The organism is Verrucomicrobium sp. BvORR034, from assembly GCF_000739635.1.
In the GTDB taxonomy this organism is placed as follows: Bacteria; Verrucomicrobiota; Verrucomicrobiia; order Verrucomicrobiales; family Verrucomicrobiaceae; genus Verrucomicrobium.
Window position 1 is genome coordinate 1 of the sequence record NZ_BATQ01000075.1, and the last position, 21081, is coordinate 21081.

Below are 21081 nucleotides of genomic sequence, written 5' to 3' on the forward strand. Positions count from 1 at the left end.
GTGGCATTGTGCGGAAGCGGGCAGAGGGCTTTGATTACAACGAGGCCCCCTCCGCTGCATCACCCGACATGGATCGCCGCAGCGACGGTGGTGGCCAGCGTGGCCGCGGTGGCGAGGGTCGTGGCCCCCGTCAAGGTGGCGGTGGCCAGAGACGCGGCAGTGGTGGTGGCGGCGCGGGCGGCCAAGGGCGTGGCCGTGGGCAGGGGCAGGGGCAGGGCGAAGGTCAGGGGCAGCGCGATGGCCAGTCGCGACGTGGTGCGCGGTAGGGGGTGAGGTGGGAATCCACCGATGGATCAACATGATGGCGTGTCGATAGTGCGCCATCATGATTGTGTGAGGTCAGATAAATGGGGGCGCTGAGCCGACAGTCGCGGCCCGAAGGGCCTGTAGAGCCCAGCCCAGGTACGGAGGCCGCGAAGCGGTCGCAGGGCCTGGGTATAGGGGTAGTTGGGAAGTTGCGCCCTGAAAGTGGCGCGAGATTCTTTCTGTCGGCCCCAGGGTTGAGCTTCAGAGGCTTCATCTGAATTTCCGATGCCCGCCATCTGAAAATGCGATTGGAGCATTTCATGAAAAAACGGCACTATGCGTTGTGTGACAACTGCCTCAGTTGATCGCTCTTCAGTGAAGTTCCCCAACACCACCCTTCCTCGCCATGGAATTCTACCACCTCCGCACCTTTCTCACCGTTGCCGAAGAAGGTCATCTCACCCGGGCGGCGGAAAAGCTCATGACCAGCCAGCCGGCGTTGAGCGCTCAACTTCGAGCGTTGGAGGACGAGGTGGGGATGAAGCTTTTCGATCGTACGTCAAAGGGGATGGTCCTAACTTCGGCGGGAAAGGCTTTGCAGGATCAGGCTCGTCGGGTGGTGGATGCCGCCCGGGATTTCAGGGCTCAGGCCGATTCGCTCAGGGACACCATCTCTGGCGAAATGGTGCTGGGGTTGAACAACCGACCGGAGATCCTGCGCCTCATGGAGATTCTGCACGAGCTTACCTCGAATCACCCGGAGTTGCGCTATGAAATGCTCTGCGGCAGCAGCGGTGTCATTCTTCAGGGGCTGGATGAGGGCAGCATTTCCATCGGCTTCTTTGAAGGGGAGTGCAACAATCCCAAGCTCACCTGGCATCAGGTTGATACTGTCGAGCTCTGCCTCGCTGCCCCCGTTGCGTGGGCGGAAGAGCTTTCCAAGCCGGACTGGAAAAAGCTGGAGGCCAAGCCGTGGATTTTTGTCTCCCGCATGTGTTCTTACTTCCTCGCCATCCAGAGCATCTGCAATGAACAGGGCCTGAACATTAGCCCACGTTTTCGTGTGAACGAATGTCTCACGGTTCTGAATTTGGTGGCCGACGGATTGGGCGTTACGCTTACCTCACGCAACCAGATCGATTCACCTGATTTCAAAGGCCGCATCGTCGCCCTTCCTCATTTTCGAGCTTCCGTGCCACTTTGCATCGGTTACCAGACCGCCCGGGCCAATGACCCTGCTGTTGCCGTGGTGCGAGATACTGTCCTGCGTGTTTGGAGCACTGCGCGAAAGGTGCCCATTCCAGAACTGGAGATCATCCATGAGCCTGCGTCCGACGGACCTCCGCCCACGCCACGCCGAGTGACCACCCGCCCTCGCACGCTCAATTCCAACCGCAGACGATCATGATTACCGCCGCGCCCATGCCTTTCGACACCACTTCGAAAGATTTGCTTCAGCGGGGCTCAACTCCGGGGAATCTCCCCAGTGCCAAACGCATCCGTTCCTGGATGCTGGACTCCGCTCAAGGCATCCTTCTCAAGGGCTGGCGGGGGCATGCGTGGGTCACCATGGAAGGCGATCCATGTGATCACTTGCTTGGTCCCGGTATGGAGATCCAGTTCTTTGGGCCAGGATTGCTGGTGGCGGAGGCGCTGGAAGTGACGACCCTGTTTGACTGGACGCTGGAGAGTTGATCGCTTCGGGGCAGTGGCTTCCGGTTTGATGTGGGAGGAATTGTGAAATTGCTTCCTCGAACCCATGGGGATGTGGAAACAACCACGCCCGCGCCCCGCTCACGGCTGCTTCACCACCCGGCCCGCTACCACCTCCCGCTTTCCGCGATCGATCGCGAAGAGGAGCCCCTGACCGGGATGCTGCCAGGCAAAGGCCTGACCGGGGAAGGTGGTGGCAAGGGTTCCTGTCCAGATGAGTTCCGATCCCGCCTCGGGAAAGGCGATCTGGTACAACTCCCTGGCGTCGTGCCCGGTGATGAAGAGCTGTCCCTCGGGGCCAAAACCGCCGCCGGAGCTGCTGTTTCCGCCGAATTTGGCCACTAGAGCGGCCGGGAACACCCAGCCTTCCAGTCGCCTCCACTGGTCGTCAAACTTGATCACCTCGGTGAAGGACGGGTCCTTGCCGGGCTCGGCCCCGGTCTTGGCGTACTGGGCAAAGCAGGCATACCAGAAGCCGTCCTTGAAATCCACCCAAGTCAGCGAGCCGACAAAGTGGCCAAAGCTGTGGCTGCCCACATGCTTGAGGGTGGCGGTGTCCCATATCTCCACGGAGCTGACGGTGGGCACAGAGGGGAAGTTCGAATGCGCGCAATAGAGTTTTCCATCCCGCACGATGCCAGCATTCAAATGCGTGAGGGGGCCGCCTTTCGGACCCTCCCAGCGGGCGACGCGCTCGCCATTGTCCAGACGGTATTTTCCGATCGTCCGGTTGTCGATGACGTAGAAATGGGACTCGTCCACCGCCACCCCCTGCTTGGCCTCGGCAGCGGGGACACGGCGTATTTCCTCAAACTTCCAGGGTGTGGCAGGGGGTTCCTGTATCTGTCCCTGACCCTCTGCCACTGCCTGGCCGCACCATGCTGCCACACCAACCATCAGGAGGTGGAAAGACCATCGGGTGAGTGCTGTTGATCGGAGCATGGTGCAGCGGGTCTGAGAGGCCAGAGAGTGACCTTGGATTACTTGCGATCCTCTTTGGAGTAGGCCTCCCATGCGGACTCAATACCGGCGGATTTGGCGTCGCCTTTGTGGAAGATCAGGCGGTGACGGAGCTTGAGATGCTCGTCCTTCTTCAGCTCCACCGTGCCGTCTGGCTGGGTCTTGTCGAGGCTCTGGGTGCCAAATGGGTTCGCGGTAAAGAGACCGTAGTCACGCACGTGCCAGGGGGTGGGGTAGCGGAAGCTGGAAGGGTGGTTGAGCATGGCCACGCCAAGAGTTTCCCCTTCGACAGGTCCGGAGTAGTCGCACCATTTCGCACGCTTGGCCCATGCGTCGGTGTCCTTGATGCCCTCGCTGTTGATGATGGTGCCGCCCGGGGTGCCCTGGCCGTTCTTCACCGCCATGCTGGTGGGAACGCGGATGCTGAAGCCGGAGTCTTTCTTGTCACCCAGTTTCACCGGTCCCTCGGAGGCGATGAAATCAATGTCAAAGTCAATCACCCGGGTATCGGAAGTGACGCTGAAGGTGATGGTGTGTTGCTCTTCCATGAGCTTCTTGCCATTCACATCCAGGATGTCACTCACCGCGGTCACCACGGCGGATTTGTCACCACCTTTGATTTCCTTGTACTCGCGGTGTTTGATCGCGCCCAGTGCCGCCAGGCGGGCTTTCGCCTTGTCTGCCTGCTTGGGGTTCTTGAGCTGTTCTTCAAAGGTGGCTTTCTCTGCCCAGGTGTCGAATCCTGCGGTGTCCTCCAGACCGAAGCAGATGCCGCGATGGTGAGGGTGGTCATGCTGCTCCCCGTCCACTGTTTTCATCGGATAGGAACGGGTCATCTGCTTTCCCGTGGGGCCGAACACCGGGGCCAGGTAGGGTTTGTTTCCCTGATCCACCACGTACTCGGCAAAAGGCTTGCCCTCGTGCTGGATGACCAGGCCGCCGGACCCAGTCTTCTGGATGGTGAACGAGGTATCGGCCGCAGAGAGTCCACCGGCCAGCGACAGCGCGATGGCGAGTGAAAGCGAGAGGGCAGGGGATGAAGGGAGAAACCTGGGACGCATGCTCACTCTACGTGGAAAATGCTCTGAGTTTGCAGCCGGATGGAAGATGCCGCACCGAACTCCATGAGAGAAGATTCACAAAGGTCAGAAGCGATCACAAAACGACCACGACTGCGCGAGGCGGCCGTGGTCGTCGAAGGGTGACAGTTCTGTGCGGCCTATTCCGCGCGGCCCCCGCGGGGCACCACCACGCTGCGGGTCTGGGGGCGGGCCATGATGCCACCTTTGGAGGGCATCTTGGAGGCGATCTCCTCCTTGGCGCGCTGGATGTCCTTCCAGAGCTCGCGGGCTTCGGGGGAGTTCTCCGGCAGAGCCGCGAGGCGGGCATACCGGTGGTCCAGATCTTCCTTGTAGCTGTGCAGGGTGGAGAGCCGGTTTTCGAGGTCGGCAATCTCCTGGCGCATCTCGTCCTGGACGTTCTCGAGCTGGGCGCGGTGCTGGGCGGCATGGCGCTCGGCGTCCTGGTTGATGACGCGCATCTCCTCGAACCGCTGGCGTTCCGCCTGTTGCGCAGATTGGAGGTCTTGCAGCGCCTGTTTGAGCGGACCCTCCTGCTTGCGCAGGGTGTCGAGCCGCTCCTGGGAAGTCTGCTCGATGGCCTGGGTTTGTTTCAGGCGGGCCTGGGCATCCACCGTTTCCTGCTCAAATTTGCGCAGGCGGGCCACCAACTCATTGGACTGCTGTTCAGACTGCTTGATGCGGGCGAGCATCTCGGCGTGCTTCACCTCCGCCCCTTCGAGCCGGCGGTTGTGCTGAACAAACTCCTCATGTTTGGCCGTGATTTCGTGGAGCTGCTTGTTGGCAGAAGCGAGGGCGTCGCGGGAGGCTTGCAGCTGCTTGTCCAGTGCCAGTCCTTCAGCACGCTGGCGCTGTTTGGCGGCCTCAGACTGCTGCATGAGCGTCTGGAGCGCCTTCTGCTGGGCGGTGAGGGCGGCGTCAGTGCCTTTCTCATCCTGGCGCAACATGTCCAGCCGCTTCTCCAGCGTGTTGTACTCAGCCTTGCGTTCGTCGAACTTGCAGTTCAGCGTCTGCAGGGCGGCGTGGGCCTCCTCGGCCTGCTTGAGCTGCTGGCGGGCAAGGGAGAGTTTTTCCTCGGTCCCGGAGAGGGTCACGATGCGCTGCTCCAGATCCTTGCGGCGGAGTTCGGCATTCGTGTACTTCGTCTCTGAAGTCTTGATCTGGTCCTCGCGGGCCTGTACCAGCACCTGCAGCTCTGCGGCACGGGCCTTGGCCGTGGCGGCCTCGTGCGTGAGGCTCTGCACCTGGGCGTCCAGCTGCTGGCGCTGCACATTGAGCGATTCGATCTCGCTGATCCGGGAGTCGCGGGTGGCATTGAGCCGCTGCACTTCCACCTGGGCATCCGTCTGCTGGGCGGCCAGTGCCTGCAGAGCCAGCTTGAGGTTCTGCTGGAGGGATTCGGACTGCTCCAGGGACTTGCTCACCATGGCGAGGTTGTTCTCGCGCTGGCGCACCATGTTCACGCTCTCCTGGTGCCGCTTGTCCAGATCGGCCAGGCTGGCCTGACGTGCCTTGACCTCAGCATCGAGATTGCCATTGTTTTGCTCGAGAGTCTTGCCTTCCAGGCGAAGTTTCTCGTTGTGCGTCCGGGTTTCGTTAAGAGACTGGATCGCGGTGGCCACTTCCTGCTCGCGCAGGGTGATGCTGGTCTGGAGCTCACGTTGTTGTTTCTCCAATCCCACGATGGTGTTCTCCATCCCCTGACGCTTCGTTTCCAGGGACCCTATTTGAGAATCCAGGTCTGCGAGGTGGCTCTGGGCGTTGGTGAGGGAGTCGGAGGTGCCGGCCAGTGCCGCTTCCTGCTCACGCAGATGCTGCACGGTGGCTTCAGCTTCTTTGACTTTGGCTTCGACGAGTTTGTGAGCCGAGGTGGAGCGGTGCAGTGCCTCTTCCTGCTCCTGAAGCACGGCCTCAATTTCCACGCGCTGGCGGTCCAAATTTGCAATCGTCTGATCCAGACGTTGTTGCTCCACCTTGTGGTTGGTGATGGTGGCGGCAAGTTCCTGCGCCTCGCTGGTCAGGTCTGCCACCCGTGTCTCCATCGCACTGTGGTCCTCCCGCCGGGCCGCCAGGGAATTGATCGCCAGGTCGTGCTCAGAGCGGAGGTTGACCAGCGCCTGCTGGAGGCGGGTCTCCTCATCCCGGTTGCGGGTCACGCCGTTCTCCGCATCCAGCTTCAGGGACTCTGTCTGGTGAAGCTCTTCACTGGCCCGGGTGACATCAGCCTGCAGACGGGTGATCTGCAGTTCCGTCTCGACCCGGCTGTTCTCCAGTTCTTCCATCTCCTGCTGGAGAAGGTCGCGCCGCGTTTGCAGCTTGGCCACGTCACCCCGCAACTCTTCGCGAATCGAATCCGCTTCCTTGTTCTCGGCAAGGACTCGGGCCAGTTGTTGTTTCTGCTCCATCAGCCGTTCCAGCTCGGCCCTCGCCTGCTGTACTTCCGTCTGGGCCGTGTGGTTCTGCTGTTCAAAGCCCACCAGCGTCTGCTGCAGGGACTGGCGCTGGGTCTCGAATGACGTGATGGCCATCGTCAGCGTGGAGAGCTGATCCTGCGCGTGAGCGATGGAGTCGTTCGTGGTAAGCAGCAGATGCTGCCGCTCATCGAATTCTGCTACGGCAGTCTGCAATTCCGCAAGTTGCTCCTCCGCCGCGACAATGGCGGCTTGGGTCTCGGACAACTGCTGGTCGTTCCGCGAAATCTGGGCCTGGGTGGCAGTCTGTTTCTGCTCCAGCTCCTGAATGGTGGTCTGCAGCGCAGCGCGTTGATTCTCCCAGCCGGAGAGGTCCTTGCGGACAGCTTCGAGGCGCCCCTGGCTTTCCATGAGGCTTTGGTTGGTCTGGGCGAGGAGCCGTTGTTTCTCCTCCAGGTCGGCCACATCTGCCGCGAGTTGTATTTTGCGGGCCTCGCTGTCTTGGAAGAAGGAGTGCAGACCGGTGATCTGCATCTCGCGCTCCTTCACACTCGTCAGAAGTTCTGTGTGTTTGAGCTCGAACCCTCCTACGGCCTGCTCCAGGGTCGTCAGCTTGGTCTGCCAGCCGGTCACTTCGCCGTGGGCAGTTTCCAGATCATTCTGGGCTTTTTTAAGAGCAACGGTCACTTCTTGCAGCTTTTGTTGCTGGGATTCAAGCGACTGGCTTGTACTCTGTAATTCCTGCAACCGGAGTTCCGCGTTCTGCAATTCGGCCTGCGTGCGGGTCAGGCGCTCCTCGTTCTCTTGAATGTCCTGCACGAGGGTGGCATGACGCCCCTCTGCACCGCTGATGGTCTCATGCAGGGTCTGACGTAGAGATTCACGCTCCGCCGTCTCGTTGCGGACGATGTCGAGGTCACTTTGGGCGGATTGAAGCGCCTGGGTGATCTCGATCAGCTTCTGCTGCTGGGCTTCCACTCCAAGGGTCGTGCTTTGCAGCTCCTGAAGGCGCTGCTCCACGGTTTCAAGATCCGCTTGAGCGCGGCTGAAGGCGCTTTCCTTCTCACCGATCTGCTGTTGCAGCGTCTGGTGGTGGCTTTCCACCTTGGTCACGCTCTCTTGCAGTGCCTGGCGCTGTGTCTCCCAGCCGGCAAGTTCAGCCCGCACGATCTCCAGCTCAGCTTGGGCTTCGGTCAGATCTTCACGGGATTTTTTGAGGGCACTTTCCTGCTCCGCTTGTGTGCTGAGGGCGAGGGTCAGCTCCGCAAGGCGAGCTTGCGCCTGCTGGATCTCGCTCTGCGTGCTGGTCAGGCTCTCTGACGCCTGGCGCGCCTTTTGTTCAAGATCGGCGACCGTGGCCTGGCGGGCATCCAGTTCCGCGAGTGTTTGTTGGACCTCGCTCTTGCGCCCTTCGGCCGTGGTGATCTCTGCCAGCAGTCCTTCAAGCCGGGACTGACCTTCGCGAATGGCAATCTGGGTGTCAGACAGCGCTTGCTGTTGTTGTTCCTGGGACTGGACGGCGTCCTTCAGTTCCTGAAGACGCTTTTCCGCGTCGGCGATGCCAGCACCTTTGGCCTCGCGCTGTTGCTCCAGACCATTGATCTCCAGTTGCAGCCGTTGCTGCTGGGCTCGTTGCTCACTGAGGGAGGCCTCCAGCTTTTGTGCCGTGGCGGCATGACTTTCCTGTAGCTCCCGGGCAGAGTGGTCCTGCAGTTCACGCATCTGCACCTGTAGCGCATTGAGTCTGGCGGCCGCTTCTGCCCCCTGGCGTTGCAGTTGCTCCAGTTGCCCAATCTTCTGCTGCTCCTGTGCTTCCAGGGACTTCAGCCGCTGGATCACGTGTTCCTGTTTGGAGTGGATCTCCAAATGGAAGGGCTCTTGGGGTGCGACCTTTTGAGCAGGCTTGAGCGTGGTGCCAAGAGGGATGACGGGAGCCGTCTCCTTAACTGGGGGAGGGGGGGTGTTGGACCGCTGCGTGGGAGGGTTCGCACTCTGCGGCATGAAGAACCGGCCGCGCAGGAGACCAAAGGCGAGGTCATCGCCATGATGGAGCATCTGAGACTGAATCCGTTGCCCGTTCACATAGGTGCCAGCTTCGGACCGCAGGTCACGGAGCACGTAGCTGCCCTGGTGCGATGGCTCCAGCACCGCGTGCTTTGAGGAAATGGTGGCGTCGTCTACAACGACATCGTTGTCCTCCGAGCTACCCAAAGTGATGAGGCCCTCCAAGGGCACGTTGATTTCACGTTCATCTTCAAGGACAAATACGAGGGTGGCCATGGCGGAATCGGTGGAGCTGCGGCAGACGTGACTCAATCCGGTGAATTGTACTAGTTTTGCAAATTATCTCACGGGAGAGAGGGAAATGTGAATGGAAGGGGCACGGAGAACTTGCGAATCAGCCGTGGGGGCGCAGCTGTGTCTTAGAGGTGCTTTCGGGACCACCGATCATGGCGGGAAGATCGCCAAAAGTCCAGCACTAGGAAGCGACATGTTGGGTTTATTGAGACGACAGATCCACCTTAGAGCTTATAGCCACGGCAGATCGTCACCTCTCCCCGACGGAGTGTATCGAAAATTGGATTCTGTAGAGAAACTTTCGCGAACTCGAATGCCAGATTTTAGGCATGTTTCATAAATGATTCTCGCAACGGCACGACCTTTTTGTCCAGCTGGTGGGTCGCATGGATGTGGCGCACTGTGCCACTGCGGGCCCGCATGAGAATGGAGTGCGTCTCGGCACGGTGTCCGATGAGCTTCACACCCGGCAGGAGGGAGCTGTCGCTGATGCCTGTGGCGCAGAAGAGGGCGCTTTCGCCCATGACGAGGTCCTCCACAAAGAAGACCTTTGTCAGCTCCTCGCGAGTCACGAGCTCGGCCACCTCGGCATGGTGCTCCTGGTTGTGAAACCACATGCGCAGCTGCATGTCGCCTCCCAGGCACTTCAGGGCTGCGGCGGCGAGCACACCTTCCGGCGAGCCACCCATGCCGATATAGAGATCCACTCCCGAGTCGGGGAGGGAAGGGGCGACCGCCGCTGTGATGTCGCCATCCGAGATCATGCGCATGGCGGCACCTGCCTCGCGGATCTCGCGGAAGATCTCGCCGTGCCGGGGCCGGTCCATGGTCACGACGACCAGATCGCTGACGCGCTTCCCCAGCACCTCAGCCACAAAGCTGAGCACCTCTTTAAGAGGCATGTCCAGGAAACTGCGGGTGCCTTGTTCTGCCAGGGCCTTCTTCACGGCAGGACCGTAGGCGATCTTGTGGCAGTAGAAGCTTGGGAGGCTCTTCATCACGTTGGGCGCTCCATCCGGCACCTGGGCGGCGGCCATGACCGAGATGCTGTTGGGCAGGCCCTTGGCGATGTTGGTCGTGCCATCGATCGGGTCCAGGGCAATGTTGAAACGCGGGCTGCCATTGCGCCAGGTGCCGAGCTGCTCCCCGACGAAAATCCCGGGCGCATTGTCCTTGATGCCCTCGCCAATCACGACCTCTCCCCGGATGTCCAGGAGATCGAAAACACCTGCGATGGCGGCGCAGGCCGCGGCATCGGCCTTCTCCTTCTCCCCACGCCCCAGCCAGTGGATGGCCTGGAGGGCCGCGTTCTCCGTGGCACGCACGAATTCGAACTCCAAAATCCGTTCCAGGTCGAGAGAACTACGGAGAGGCGGAAGGTCGGTGGGCTGCATGGGGCGGAAGGAAAGCTGCGGCTGACTAAAGCACAGATGTGCACCGACGCAGATGCCCAATCTCAGCTTTCTTGTCACGCAGAAGCGGGATACCTGATGCGGGCCTCAGAACCTGTGTGGATCAAAATCTCCTGGGGCGGCAGGTGATGTCAGGCAGACTGAGTGAGATGCGGCTTGGCAGGACGATAGCCTGCTACGGTCCTCCCGGCGGTGTGGGGTTGGCTCTGAGTCCTTGGGCGTTCAGCGAAAGCTATTGAACAGCGGGAATGGATATTTGGAATTTCGATTCATCGACCACATCGGGATTCAGTGCCCCATTTGTAACAATATCCAAATTCTCCCACGCCAGTTCTTCCACTGCATTTTCATTGCTCAAGATCTGCGCTCTCGTAACAGGACGCTTCGGCGCGCGACTGGGCGTTCCATTCATTTCCCCTTCGGATACAGGTAGCCAAAACCAGTGATGGAATCAATCATGTTCTCTTTGATGACGATGTCGGGGGCATAGAAACCGATTCGTCCGACTTCCTTGCCATCCTGCAGGTCCTTGGCCGTCTTCAATGATCTCTGCCACACGTTTTCCAACGGCCCGCCCGGTTCGGCTTCCTCACCCCGCTTGATCGTGAATGTGGCGTTGTTTGAGATGACTTGAACTCTCGTAACCGGCATTCCGTGCCAGTTGTCCCCGGAGTATTTGGGATCGTAAGCTTCCCGGACCAGCGTGATGCGAGTCTTCGCCTCGGTGACGACGATCGTGATCACGCTTTCTTCAATGACGACCTTTTTGACCTTCAAGAGGGTGACATCTGCATCCGAAGCGGCACGAGCCGATGCTGTCAGAAAGACAAGGGCTGCAAGAACGGAGGCTGGCAACAGTTTCATGGGGAAAGGTTGCTCAACGATGCTCTGCAATTTGTCAGGTGATTGTAAAAATTGTCTGTTCGTCCGGGCGCGTCGAGAAAGGAACGCAGGGATTGCAGCCGCGACGCTCTCACTGGAGTAGCTTTAACGCGGGGCTACGCGGATTGGCTATTTGATCGACCAAGCCTGGTGAAGGTAGATCGTGTAGGCACCAAAACCTTCGTCAACGACAATGCCTTCGATGCGGAGTCGATTGCCTTTCTTCAGCGACGATGCTGTGGTGGTGGCGCTGATAAGGTGGGCGTGGGCGTGGATGGGATTGGCGGGGTGCGCCGAATCACCTGCTTCCTTTGGGGACACGATCTCCACAAGCGGAACCTCCCGCTCGATGGTGACGACAACATCGAGCAGTACGAATTGTCCGATGATCTTGTCTATCGCGTCTGGAGACCCCTCCATTTGAAGTAGCTGTGATGCCGTCAAATGGACCTTCGTGGGAAACTGAAGATCAACCTTATCGGATGCGGGTTCTCCCAAAGCAACGACGTGGGGCACCATCAGAAGGATAAGGACCAGGAGCGGCTTCATAGTGCTTGCCGCGGATGAGTTTGACCACGGATATGAACAATTTACTCATTGTCTTTTACCACGCCAACTCCTTCGTCGACTTTGAGACCGTTGGCCACGATGTTGTCGCGGACCCGGTTGTCGCGGCCGCCTTCAAGCCGGAGGGAGAGGGTGCCTTTTTTGGCTTCTCCCTCACGATCATCACGAATGACACAACCCGAGACCAGTGTGCGGGTGCAATCCTTCAACCAGAGCCCGATATTATCGCAGTCGAAGATGCTACAGTCCGTGACGGTAAAGCGGTCGCACTTCTCCAGCAGGACGGCGGCTGGCTTTTGCCAGACTCCCTTCACCAGAAGTCCGTTCAGCTTGCAGTCGGCTGAGTTGCGGAAGGTCAGGCCATTCAGATCCTTGGACCAGTTCCCATTCACCACGTAGCGGGGATTTCGGTCGAAGTCGTTGGGCCCCACCACCACGCACTGGCTGTTTTCCACCAGGAGGTCGTGTTCAAAGCCTTCCCAAAAGGTGTTGCCCGTGATGTTCACTCCGCGGGCATTGTCCAGATGGATGTTCACCATCACATCACTGAAGACATTGCCCGTGATGGTGATGTGTCCTTCCTGGGTGGGGGTGTTGTTTTTGAGGCTGGTGACGCCCTTGCCCAGTACCCGGATGTTGGCGCTGCCGGGTGACTTGCTGTTGTGCTGGATGGTGCAGCCGGTGATGGCCACCTCGTCCGTGCTGCCTTCGGAGGAGTCGATCAAGATGTTGGCCGTGGGCGCGGTGTCCGCGGTCATGTTGCTCTCGATGTCGCAGGTGCCGATATGGACATTGCGCACCTCGCCGCCTTTGAAGACGATGCCGCCCTGGGCGTTGTAGCTGATGTGGCTGCCCACGATGTTGGACTGGTGCAGATTCACATGATCGTAGAAGATCCCGCAGCCGGTGTTGTGATAGATGTGGCAGTTGGCAATCAGGACATTGCGGTTGCGCGTCGTGAGCCGGATGCCATGGCGCACGCGATGGATGTTGGTCTCGCTCACGGTGAGTTGCATGACTCCCGTGGCCTGAATGCCATGGGCCTCGGCATGGGTGCCCGTGAAGCCGACCCCCCGCACGATGGGCATGCGTTGGTTTTGCCAGACATTTTCCTGGAAGCTTTTGGGATCTGCGGAGCCCGTCAGGTGAGTGCCGACAAAGTGAAGTGCTGGCCCGCCCGCCGTCATGACCAGACTGCCCGTGCCATCGCTGACGAGCGAGGTGAATCCGGTCTTATCCAGATCCACCGTGATGGTTTTGGTCAGACGGTAGTTGCCCTTGGGCAGCACGATCGAGCCCAGCCCGCTGTCCACCGCCTTCTGAATGGCAGCAGTGTCGTCGGCCTTGCCATCACCCACCGCTCCGAAATCACGCACCGTCTTGCCACCCTCCGCCTGGAGGAAGGGAGCGACCGCCAGCAGGATCAGACTGGTGATCAAGAGACGAAAAGAGGGGACAGTGTGCGGCAGCTTCATGGGGCGGGTGATGGAGAGCCTGTACCTACGGAGAATGCAGGGGAGTGTTGCATGCGATAGGGGACGGTACTGGTATTTTTGTCATCACTGGAAGAGTCGCCATCTCAAGTTCCGGTCTTGTCATGCGGTGGAGGAACAGCTTATGCTCGCGAGCATGAAGACGCTTTCGGCAGGTGGTGTATTGGCAGCAGTGCTCTCATGCATGGGCATGGTTCCGATCCATGCATTGGAGGTTGAGACGGACTTTGACGGAGCGTCGGTGAGAGTGCTGGGCCTGGATGCCGCCACTCAGGAAGTCAGGTTTATGCCGGGTGGACAGGCGGAACGTGGCTGGCCCTGCTGGTGGTACTTCCGGGTTGCCGGTGTGAAACAGGACCAGCCGCTGACGTTGAAGTTGTCGGGAAGTGATGCAGTGGTGGCCAAAGGGGCTGGCGGACCTTTGACGAAGCCCCTTTCCTCATCGTGGGCCATGCCTGTGCGTGCGGCATGGTCGATCGATGGCAAGACCTGGCTGCAAACGGAGCCAGGCAAGAAGGGGGCCGACGGCCAGATGGAGTATCAGATTCCGGTGGCCACGGCTTCAGCCAATGGGCGAGTTCTGGTCGCGTGGGGACCTCCGTATTCTCCGGCCAAGGCAGAGGAGTGGGTGCGGCAGACCGGCTCAGAGCATCGGGTGGCAGAGGAGATGGAGCTCTGCCGTTCCCGTGAGGGACGTCGCGTGCCCATGCTGAGGATCAGTGAGGGGGACCGGGTGCCGGAGCGGCGCTTCGGCGTGTGGGTGCACGCCCGCCAGCATGCCTGGGAGTCCGGATCCAGCTGGGTTTGCCAGGGGTTCGTGGAGTGGGTCATGAGTGCCGACGTTGGCGCCGCCTGGCTGAGGCAGAATGCCGAGATTTACGTGGTACCCGTGATGGATGTGGACAACGCCGCCACTGGGAACGGGGGCAAGGATGCGCTGCCGCAGGATCACAACCGCGACTGGAGCGAGAAACCCAACTGGAATGAGGTGGCCGCCGCCCAAAAGATCCTCAAGGGACTGGCTGCAGAGGGAAGACTGGATGTGTTCCTGGATCTGCACAACCCGGCTCCCGGAGATTTGAAGGCCTTCTTCTACGCTCCTGCCTTGGAGTTGCTCAAACCGGAAGCGAAGGCTTTCCAGGCGGATTTCCTGAAACTCGCCAGAAAGGAGATCGAACCCGTGATGCCCATGCTGGCAGAGCCCAAGATCACGGCTTCATCATACCACCCCCTGTGGCGGCAGATCAGCGGCAACTGGGTGCAGGCCAACGGCAATGCGAAGACTGTGGCACTGTGTCTGGAGACCCCCTGGAATACGGCGGCCAGCACCACGGAGGGGTATCGAAACGTAGGGGCGGCTCTTGCAAAGGCGCTCCGGGCCCATCTCCAGGAGCGTGGTCAGTAGTGGCTACCTCAGCTCAGTACTTGTCCAGCTCCTGGGCGCGGAACAGCTCCTCTTTGGTCATCTCGTGCGGAGTATGGCGGTGCTGGTAGGTGATGCCCACAACGAAGACGACCACATCCGCCACGAGAAAGAACATGGCGATGATCAAGGCATTGCGCTTGATGACCTCATCCAGCCGCTTGTTGCGATTCACGGAAATTTCCTCCGCCCGGCTGAATCGCGACTGATAGAGGCGGCGCCAGCCCCTGGGATCGCGGGCGATGCTGAAGGTCCAAAGGAACAGCCCCGTGAAAACAATGCACGCAAGCTGATAGGCGAGGGGGAAATTCTCCACCTCGCCACCCGGGACTACTGCCAGCACCGCCTCATTCAACATTTTCAATTTTCAATCGAGCAGAAAGAAAGTTCCAGCATGAACTTTCTATCAACGAGATGAAAATTGGTCCTCATCCGGGCTGCCACCCAGAGTCACGGACACCTGGGCGTCATTGGCGGCCAGGTGAGTGAGGCAGTGATAGACGTCCTCCACATCGGCCTGTAGCGGGGCGGCAATGGCGGTGGCGGTGCCGCTGCCTGCCTTGGTAAGCTGTTCACGCACCTGGGAGAGTAGGGTGAGGAACACCCCAGCGGCCTTTTTGCCCGCCTCGACGCCCGGCTGATGGTAGGCATTGATGTTTACCAGGCTGGCATAGAAGGAGACCGCGCGGTCATAGAGGGCGATGATGGCTCCCACGGTGAAGGGGGTCACCTCAGGAATGCTGATGGTCACGGACTCACGCCCGTTCTCAAACAAGGCCTTCCGCGTGCCACGCAGGAAGCCCTGCAGGAAGTCACTGCAACGGGTGCCTGGTTCCACTTCGACCTGAGCTGCGTCTGAGCCCTTGCGCACTTCGATGAAGGTGGCGAAGAAGTTGTTCACCCCATCGCGAAGCTGCTGCACATACGCGTGCTGGTCGGTGGAGCCCTTGTTGCCGTACACCGCAATGCCCTGATTGACCTTGTTGCCATCCAGATCCAGTTCCTTGCCCAGCGACTCCATGACGAGCTGCTGGAGGTACTTGCTCAGCAGGACCAGACGGTCCTTGTAGGGAAGGATGACCATGTCCTTGGCGCCCTTGCCGCCGCCGGCGTGGTGCCACATCAGAGCCAGCAGCATGGAGACGTTCTGCGCCACCGGGAGGGAGCGGGTCTTCTCATCCATGGCAGCAGCGCCAGCCAGGAGGGAGTCGATGTCCACGCCCTGCAGGGCCATGGGCACGAGGCCCACGGTGTGCATCACGGAGGTGCGACCGCCCACCCAGTCGGTCATCGGGAAGATCTTCAGCCAGTTGTTCTGCGTGGCGTAGGCTTCCAGCTTGCTGCTGATGTTGTTGGCGGCGGTGCCGGTGACAGCGACCGCGTGCTTGGAAAAATTCAACCCAGCTCGCTCATAGGCGGCCCGCGCTTCAAGCATGCCATTGCGGGTTTCTGGCGTGCCACCGGACTTGGAGATCACCACGGTGAGCGTCTCGGCAAGACCTTCTCCGATCTCGCTGAACACGCGCTGGATGCCTTCCGGGTCGGTGTTGTCAAAGAACCAGGTCTGCAGCGGGGCGGTCCAGGAGTCCACCAGGGCGTCACGCATGAACTGCGGACCCAGGGCGGAGCCGCCGATGCCGATCACGAGCAGCTTTGTGAACTTTCCGCCTTTTTCTGTGGTGATCTCGCCAGCGTGGATCTTGGCGGCGAAGGCTTTGCTCTCGGCGATGTCGTCTTCGATGCCTTTTTGCAACTCCGGGGTGGGGGCGAGTTTGGCATTGCGGAGCCAGTAGTGCCCCACCATGCGACCTTCGTCGGGATTGACGATTTCACCCGCCTCCAGCTTCTTCATGTCGGCCACCGCCCGATCTGTCAGGGGAGCCATTTTGGTGAAGAAGTCATCGCCGAAGTTCATTCGGCTGATGTCGAGCGTGATGCCCAGGTCAGAATAGCGGACGAAGTTGGATTGAAAACGCTGCCAGAGACTCATTGGGGCCGATGTAAGCAGGATTGCAACCGGGTGCAAGGGCGAATGGAAGCACTGCTTGACCCCGGAAGGCATCTGGTGAGAATTGGAGCATGAAAGCACTCTTCTTTGCGCTTCTGCTCACCACCCTCACCGCCATGTCTGCCTTTGCTGATGCCCCCTACCGCCATGTTGTCTTGTTCAAGTTCAAAGACACTGCTTCCAAAGAGCAAATCAAGGCAGTGGAAGAAGCATTCCGCGAGCTGCCGAAGCAGGTGAACACCATCACCGACTTTGAATGGGGCACCAACGTGAGCCCGGAAGGCAAGGACGAAGGCTTTACCCATTGTTTCTTCGTGACTTTCAAGGACAAAGCGGGCCTGGAGGTGTACCTGCCCCACCCGGCGCACAAGGAGTTTGGCAGCAAACTCAAGGGCCTCATCGACAAGGTGTTGGTGGTGGATTTTGTCGCGCAGAAGTAACCTGAATCTCCGGCGGTATCGACGCCGTCAGGTTTGAGCATTTGGAGGCGGGTCCGAAAGGCCCGCCTTCTTTGTGACTTTGTGTGCGAATGGAGGAACTGGAGCAGGCGGGAGCGAGTCAAGAAAGACTCCTTCATTGCCCGGATGAAATGATTTCATGCGGGAGGGGAAGGCGGCTCGGCAGTTTGAGAAGAATCAGCCGCGAAGTTGCCTCATGGTTACTACGTCGGGGCCTGAATGCTGAGAAGTCGGATTGGCCGACAGTTCAGGATTGATGTCCTGACGAAGAATCTGGACCAGACGGATGAGATCCTCCTCGGTGATGTCCACAAAGGAGTCGAGTGTCCGGAGGGCCTGCACGATCTGTTCGTGAGTGGGGGCTGGTGTCGCGACGATGGTATCGTCCCTTAGAAGGGTCGTGGGGGACGGCACGGTCACGGCGGGACGGTTGAACAGCGCGGGGTAGCGCCGCCAGGCGAACAGCGCGTTGAACAGAATGGCAATGGTGACCATGGTCACGGCATTCGCCAGGACGGGAAAGAAAACAAACTTGTATCCGAGTGCTTGAACGGCCGGACCGCCCAGCACCGCCGTCAGAGCGGTGGCACCGCCTGGTGGATGGATGCACTTGAAGACATGCATCGCCAGAATGGCCAATGCCACAGCCGCGGCTGCGGCCGCATAGTGATTGGGGATCGACCGGGCGCACAGCACGCCGAAGAAGGCGGAGAATCCGTGTCCGGCAATCACAGGCCACGGCTGGGAGAGGGATCCATGCGGCACGGCAAAGAGGAGCACTGCGCTCGCCCCCATGGAGGCAATGACCGCCGCTGCACCGGAGAGATGGAGCGTTGATTCCGTGATGATGAGCAGGAGGATAATGGAAATAAATCCGCCCGCGGCGGAGACGGCTTTCTCCCGTGGGCTGACTGGGTTGAGCTCGACACCAAGGAATGCTTTGAAGAATGACATGGGGAGTTGAGGAAAAGAAAGAGAGTCGGGTGAAGGGTCCTCGTGAACCCTGATTTGCCGGTAGCCGTATGTGCGGCTCAGGCGGCGGGTGAGTTTGTCCCGGGAGGTGATCCTTGCTTCCAGCAGGCACTGCGGAGAAGTCCCCACTCAAACACCCGCTCACCCTGAAGGTGAAAGCCCGTCTGGCGAATCAGCGGATCGGGACAAGTCAGGCTGCGGGCCGGAAGCCTTGTGACCGTACGGAAGAACCAGTACATCAATCCCAGAATAAGACGGCTCCGGAACCGCCGCCAGCCGGCGGGGGCCTCCTGAAAGTCGGCCACCAGCCATAGTCCAGCCGGGGTGGCAGAGGAGGCGATGGATGGCACAAGTTGCTGGAGTTGCTCTGGACGAAAACAGTCCAGGAAGAAGTGGGTGACGATCAAGTCGTACGTCTTGCGGGGCGGTTGCCACGCCAGGGCATCGGTGTGAATGAAGGTGACCCGGTCCGGTGTCAACTTATGGCGTTGCAGCGCCTTCCGGGCCTGCTCAATCATCCCGGCACTGGCATCAAGGTAGGTGACATGAGTTTTAGGAAACTTCTTCAAGCACTCCACCAGGAACCGGCCATGACCTTCGCCCAGCATGAGGACATGCTGGGGTGTGGGCACCTTCTCCAGGAAGGCGCAGCGGCAGCGGTGGAGTTTGCGGCCTGCGAGGAGGTTTTCCATCCATCGGTAGGCCGGGGCCAGGGTGTCAAAACTCATGGTCAGGGAGTGGGCGGGCCCGGGGCAGCCACCGCGAGCGGTGCCACCAGAGGCCGGCCAGGAGGGCGCCTGCGGAGTAGGCAATGACATCTCGGTAGTCGCTGCCCGAGTGGGGCATGAACCGGGGGCCGATGAACTCGCAGAAGATCGACCAGAGCACGAGGTGAAAGACAATCTCCCCTCCCGTGGGCAGGGCATGAGCCTCCCGCAGCCCGAGCCGCTGGTGCAGCCAGAGAACGGGAGGGAGGGCGCAAGGGATCACCCAGAGATCATTGAAGTGATACTGGATGAACTCAACGCTGACGTTGGGTTTGATGAGCCAACGGTTGACCGCATAGGCGGTGCACCCGGCCAGGAAGAGGGGATCGAGGAGGTAGCGGAAGCGGGGCATTGCTCCAGTCTTTACAGGAGCGCGAGCATGGTCCAGCCAGTGACAGCGGCGATGATCAGTTTGATGAGGAGGGCTTTGATGAGAAGCATGGTATCTGTGGGTGGGGGGTGGAGCGTGGTTTGACTGAAAAAGGGGAAAGGGTTGGAGGCTGTCAGTTGGCGGACTGGCGGCTGGAGAGGTGATGCTCTTCCTCATGCAGCCGCTGGCGGGCGGAAAGGATGGCGGACCGGCCCAGGTAGCCAATGGCGTGATCCGGACGAAGCCGGTCCACCACCGGCATGCGGCCGATGTTGTGGGCCAGCATACGGTTCAGGGCATCGTAGAGCGGCTCGTCAGGATAGGTGACGGTGAGCGGGCGGGAACCGGCCTCGCCCGCAGTAAGGCCGGGATTCTCCGTTGCATCCGGGAGGGCACGGAGAAGATCCCCGCGGGTGACGATGCCAGAGAGCCGGCGCTCCTGGTCGAAGACGAAGGTGGCCTGATGTCCGGCCAGCACGGGGTCTCCGCTGGCGATGCGTTCAGCGAGGTCTGTGAGCTTCATATGGGCTGGCACAGAAGGCACCTGCGGATCCATAACATCCTTTACGCGGGCCAGCTCAAAGGGGTCGATGCTGTACTCACAGGTGATGTGCTGGCCGCGGCGGGCCAGCTTCTCTGTGAGAATGGAGCGGCGCAGCCAGAGGACCGTCACGGCAAAGGCCGCGATGCTGCCAGCCAGGAGGGCGGGCAGGACATTGTAGTCATGAGTGAGCTCCACGGCGAACACCATGGCCGTGAGGGGCGCCCGCATGGTGCCACCCATCATGGCGGTAAGGCCGACCAGCGCCCACAAGGACAGGTCACCGCCCGGAATCCACTGGCCGAGGAAGGCTCCGAGAGCGCTCCCCAGAATGAGGAGCGGGGCGAGCACACCGCCAGAGGTGCCGGAGCCCAGGGCAACGGCCCAGACGAGGGCCTTGATGATGGCCAGGGTGATGAGGACCTGACCCACAAGTTCTCCCCGAAGCATCTGGTGAATGACGCCATAACCCACCCCGAGGACGCGGGGTTCGATGAGCCCACCGATGCCGACAAAAACGGCGCCGATGGCGGGCCACCACATCCAGTGGACCGGCACCTTCTTGAAGGCATCTTCCGCCGCATAGACCATGCTCGTGACCACACCGGAACCGAGGCCGACGAGCAGCCCCAGGAGGCTGGCGTAGCCGATCTCTGCGCCACTGACGCTGGCATGGGCCGCGACGGGGAACACAGGCCCGGCACCAAGCAGGAGAGGACGGAGGGCGGTGGCCGCGACAGCAGCGATGGCCACGGGGATGAGGCTGCGGGGCCGCCATTCAAAGAGCAGCAACTCGACTGCGAGCAGTACGGCGGCCACCGGAGTGCCGAAGATGGCGGTCATGCCTGCGGCAGATCCGGCCACGAGGAGGGTTTTGCGCTCTGCGGCGCTGAGGTGGAACTGTTGGGCCAGGATGGAGCCCAAGGCGCCGCCGGTCATGATGATGGGGCCTTCAGCTCCGAAGGGGCCGCCTGTGCCGATGGAGATGGCTGCTGAAATAGGTTTGAGCAACGCGACCTTCGGCTGAATGCGGCTGCGACCGAGCAAGATGGCCTCCAAAGCCTCAGGGATGCCGTGGCCACGGATTTTCTCTGAGCCGTACCGGGCCATGAGACCGATGATGAGCGCCCCCACGACAGGCACCACGATGACAAATGCCCCCCAATGGTGGCCCTCGGGTGTGGCATCTGCGGACGACCAGGTGAGATGGAAGCTCAGATTGGTGACGGTGCTAATGAGCCAGACCAGAATCTTGGCAACCACGGTGCTGACAGCCGCTGCCACCACGGCCAGACCGGAGAGGATCAATACCCGGCGGGAGATGCGATAGTCCGCGAGGGGGGCGCCTGGGGCAGGCAGTCCCTTGCCCAGGGCAGAGGCGGAGGAGGGGCTGGGCAACTGGGTTGCAGAATGGGGCATGCGCAGAATATATGTATCGCAGTACGATATATGTCAACAAGCGCTGGAATTGTTCCAGCCTG

Annotated in this window: 18 protein-coding genes and 1 pseudogene; 5 read left to right on the plus strand and 14 right to left on the minus strand. The window is 60.4% G+C overall.

Going from position 1 to position 21081, the window contains the following annotated elements; genetic code table 11:
- The 3 genes and pseudogenes from BV034_RS13055 to BV034_RS13065 form a co-directional block, all read left to right on the plus strand.
- Window positions 1-266, plus strand: a pseudogene (locus tag BV034_RS13055) (ATP-dependent helicase); the annotation flags it as partial.
- A gap of 386 nt (window positions 267-652) precedes the next feature.
- On the plus strand, window positions 653-1654 hold the full coding sequence (locus BV034_RS13060; protein WP_050027454.1) for a LysR family transcriptional regulator: 1002 nt from the start codon (window positions 653-655) through the stop codon (window positions 1652-1654).
- A 14-nt stretch (window positions 1655-1668) separates the two neighbouring features.
- Complete coding sequence (locus tag BV034_RS13065; RefSeq protein ID WP_265592949.1) at window positions 1669-1941, plus strand: hypothetical protein; 273 nt, start codon at window positions 1669-1671, stop codon at window positions 1939-1941.
- A 99-nt stretch (window positions 1942-2040) separates the two neighbouring features.
- Here the strand turns inward: BV034_RS13065 and BV034_RS13070 are convergent, their stop codons facing one another.
- The 8 genes from BV034_RS13070 to BV034_RS13100 all read right to left on the minus strand — a co-directional run bounded on the left by BV034_RS13070 (window position 2041) and on the right by BV034_RS13100 (window position 13043).
- Complete coding sequence (locus BV034_RS13070; protein WP_265592950.1) at window positions 2041-2901, minus strand: hypothetical protein; 861 nt, start codon at window positions 2899-2901, stop codon at window positions 2041-2043.
- Between the two features lie 38 nt (window positions 2902-2939).
- Window positions 2940-3980 (minus strand): PmoA family protein, encoded by a 1041-nt coding sequence (locus BV034_RS13075; RefSeq protein WP_050027457.1) that lies wholly within the window; start codon window positions 3978-3980, stop codon window positions 2940-2942.
- A 158-nt stretch (window positions 3981-4138) separates the two neighbouring features.
- Window positions 4139-8689, minus strand: coding sequence for an FHA domain-containing protein (locus tag BV034_RS13080; RefSeq protein ID WP_050027458.1), 4551 nt, complete (start codon window positions 8687-8689; stop codon window positions 4139-4141).
- 341 nt (window positions 8690-9030) lie between these two features.
- On the minus strand, window positions 9031-10101 hold the full coding sequence (gene glpX / locus BV034_RS13085) for a class II fructose-bisphosphatase (protein ID WP_050027459.1): 1071 nt from the start codon (window positions 10099-10101) through the stop codon (window positions 9031-9033).
- Window positions 10102-10351: 250 nt separating this feature from the next.
- Window positions 10352-10531 carry a hypothetical protein gene (locus BV034_RS36000; RefSeq protein WP_265592951.1) on the minus strand — a complete coding sequence of 60 codons (180 nt, stop codon included), beginning with the start codon at window positions 10529-10531 and terminating at the stop codon, window positions 10352-10354.
- Window positions 10528-10983, minus strand: coding sequence for a hypothetical protein (locus BV034_RS13090; protein ID WP_050027460.1), 456 nt, complete (start codon window positions 10981-10983; stop codon window positions 10528-10530). The genes BV034_RS36000 and BV034_RS13090 overlap by 4 nt, the downstream gene beginning before the upstream one ends.
- Before the next feature lie 147 nt (window positions 10984-11130).
- Window positions 11131-11550 (minus strand): hypothetical protein, encoded by a 420-nt coding sequence (locus BV034_RS13095; protein WP_050027461.1) that lies wholly within the window; start codon window positions 11548-11550, stop codon window positions 11131-11133.
- Between the two features lie 41 nt (window positions 11551-11591).
- Window positions 11592-13043 carry a right-handed parallel beta-helix repeat-containing protein gene (locus BV034_RS13100; protein WP_050027462.1) on the minus strand — a complete coding sequence of 484 codons (1452 nt, stop codon included), beginning with the start codon at window positions 13041-13043 and terminating at the stop codon, window positions 11592-11594.
- 208 nt (window positions 13044-13251) lie between these two features.
- Here BV034_RS13100 and BV034_RS13105 point away from each other — a divergent pair, with 208 nt between their 5' ends.
- Window positions 13252-14466 (plus strand): M14 family zinc carboxypeptidase, encoded by a 1215-nt coding sequence (locus tag BV034_RS13105; protein ID WP_265592952.1) that lies wholly within the window; start codon window positions 13252-13254, stop codon window positions 14464-14466.
- Window positions 14467-14479: 13 nt separating this feature from the next.
- Here the strand turns inward: BV034_RS13105 and BV034_RS13110 are convergent, their stop codons facing one another.
- Window positions 14480-14848, minus strand: a complete 369-nt coding sequence (locus BV034_RS13110) for a hypothetical protein (RefSeq protein ID WP_265592953.1) — start codon at window positions 14846-14848, stop codon at window positions 14480-14482.
- A 42-nt stretch (window positions 14849-14890) separates the two neighbouring features.
- On the minus strand, window positions 14891-16474 hold the full coding sequence (locus BV034_RS13115; RefSeq protein ID WP_050027465.1) for a glucose-6-phosphate isomerase: 1584 nt from the start codon (window positions 16472-16474) through the stop codon (window positions 14891-14893).
- An 89-nt stretch (window positions 16475-16563) separates the two neighbouring features.
- Between BV034_RS13115 and BV034_RS13120 the strand changes: the two genes are divergently transcribed.
- Window positions 16564-16932 carry a Dabb family protein gene (locus BV034_RS13120; protein WP_009962960.1) on the plus strand — a complete coding sequence of 123 codons (369 nt, stop codon included), beginning with the start codon at window positions 16564-16566 and terminating at the stop codon, window positions 16930-16932.
- Window positions 16933-17127: 195 nt separating this feature from the next.
- Here BV034_RS13120 and BV034_RS13125 read toward each other — a convergent pair whose 3' ends face one another.
- From BV034_RS13125 to BV034_RS13140, 4 genes are all read right to left on the minus strand, one after another.
- On the minus strand, window positions 17128-17904 hold the full coding sequence (locus BV034_RS13125; protein WP_063768775.1) for an HPP family protein: 777 nt from the start codon (window positions 17902-17904) through the stop codon (window positions 17128-17130).
- A gap of 77 nt (window positions 17905-17981) precedes the next feature.
- Window positions 17982-18650, minus strand: coding sequence for a class I SAM-dependent methyltransferase (locus tag BV034_RS13130; RefSeq protein WP_050027466.1), 669 nt, complete (start codon window positions 18648-18650; stop codon window positions 17982-17984).
- A complete protein-coding gene (locus BV034_RS36005) occupies window positions 18640-19041 on the minus strand; it encodes a hypothetical protein (RefSeq protein WP_050027467.1) in 402 nt (133 codons plus the stop codon). Before BV034_RS36005 ends, BV034_RS13130 begins: the two co-directional genes overlap by 11 nt.
- A 151-nt stretch (window positions 19042-19192) precedes the next feature.
- On the minus strand, window positions 19193-21019 hold the full coding sequence (locus tag BV034_RS13140; RefSeq protein ID WP_265592954.1) for a chloride channel protein: 1827 nt from the start codon (window positions 21017-21019) through the stop codon (window positions 19193-19195).
- Window positions 21020-21081: the final 62 nt, after the last annotated feature.

Bases quoted from the DNA above. Each gene is read 5' to 3' on its own strand.
- BV034_RS13060 (WP_050027454.1), top strand. From the start codon at position 653: ATGGAATTCTACCACCTCCGCACCTTTCTCACCGTTGCCGAAGAAGGT.
- BV034_RS13065 (WP_265592949.1), top strand. From the start codon at position 1,669: ATGCCTTTCGACACCACTTCGAAAGATTTGCTTCAGCGGGGCTCAACT.
- BV034_RS13070 (WP_265592950.1), bottom strand. From the start codon at position 2,901: ATGCTCCGATCAACAGCACTCACCCGATGGTCTTTCCACCTCCTGATG.
- BV034_RS13075 (WP_050027457.1), bottom strand. From the start codon at position 3,980: ATGCGTCCCAGGTTTCTCCCTTCATCCCCTGCCCTCTCGCTTTCACTC.
- BV034_RS13080 (WP_050027458.1), bottom strand. From the start codon at position 8,689: ATGGCCACCCTCGTATTTGTCCTTGAAGATGAACGTGAAATCAACGTG.
- glpX (WP_050027459.1), bottom strand. From the start codon at position 10,101: ATGCAGCCCACCGACCTTCCGCCTCTCCGTAGTTCTCTCGACCTGGAA.
- BV034_RS36000 (WP_265592951.1), bottom strand. From the start codon at position 10,531: ATGAATGGAACGCCCAGTCGCGCGCCGAAGCGTCCTGTTACGAGAGCG.
- BV034_RS13090 (WP_050027460.1), bottom strand. From the start codon at position 10,983: ATGAAACTGTTGCCAGCCTCCGTTCTTGCAGCCCTTGTCTTTCTGACA.
- BV034_RS13095 (WP_050027461.1), bottom strand. From the start codon at position 11,550: ATGAAGCCGCTCCTGGTCCTTATCCTTCTGATGGTGCCCCACGTCGTT.
- BV034_RS13100 (WP_050027462.1), bottom strand. From the start codon at position 13,043: ATGAAGCTGCCGCACACTGTCCCCTCTTTTCGTCTCTTGATCACCAGT.
- BV034_RS13105 (WP_265592952.1), top strand. From the start codon at position 13,252: ATGGTTCCGATCCATGCATTGGAGGTTGAGACGGACTTTGACGGAGCG.
- BV034_RS13115 (WP_050027465.1), bottom strand. From the start codon at position 16,474: ATGAGTCTCTGGCAGCGTTTTCAATCCAACTTCGTCCGCTATTCTGAC.
- BV034_RS13120 (WP_009962960.1), top strand. From the start codon at position 16,564: ATGAAAGCACTCTTCTTTGCGCTTCTGCTCACCACCCTCACCGCCATG.
- BV034_RS13125 (WP_063768775.1), bottom strand. From the start codon at position 17,904: ATGTCATTCTTCAAAGCATTCCTTGGTGTCGAGCTCAACCCAGTCAGC.
- BV034_RS13130 (WP_050027466.1), bottom strand. From the start codon at position 18,650: ATGAGTTTTGACACCCTGGCCCCGGCCTACCGATGGATGGAAAACCTC.
- BV034_RS36005 (WP_050027467.1), bottom strand. From the start codon at position 19,041: ATGCCCCGCTTCCGCTACCTCCTCGATCCCCTCTTCCTGGCCGGGTGC.
- BV034_RS13140 (WP_265592954.1), bottom strand. From the start codon at position 21,019: ATGCCCCATTCTGCAACCCAGTTGCCCAGCCCCTCCTCCGCCTCTGCC.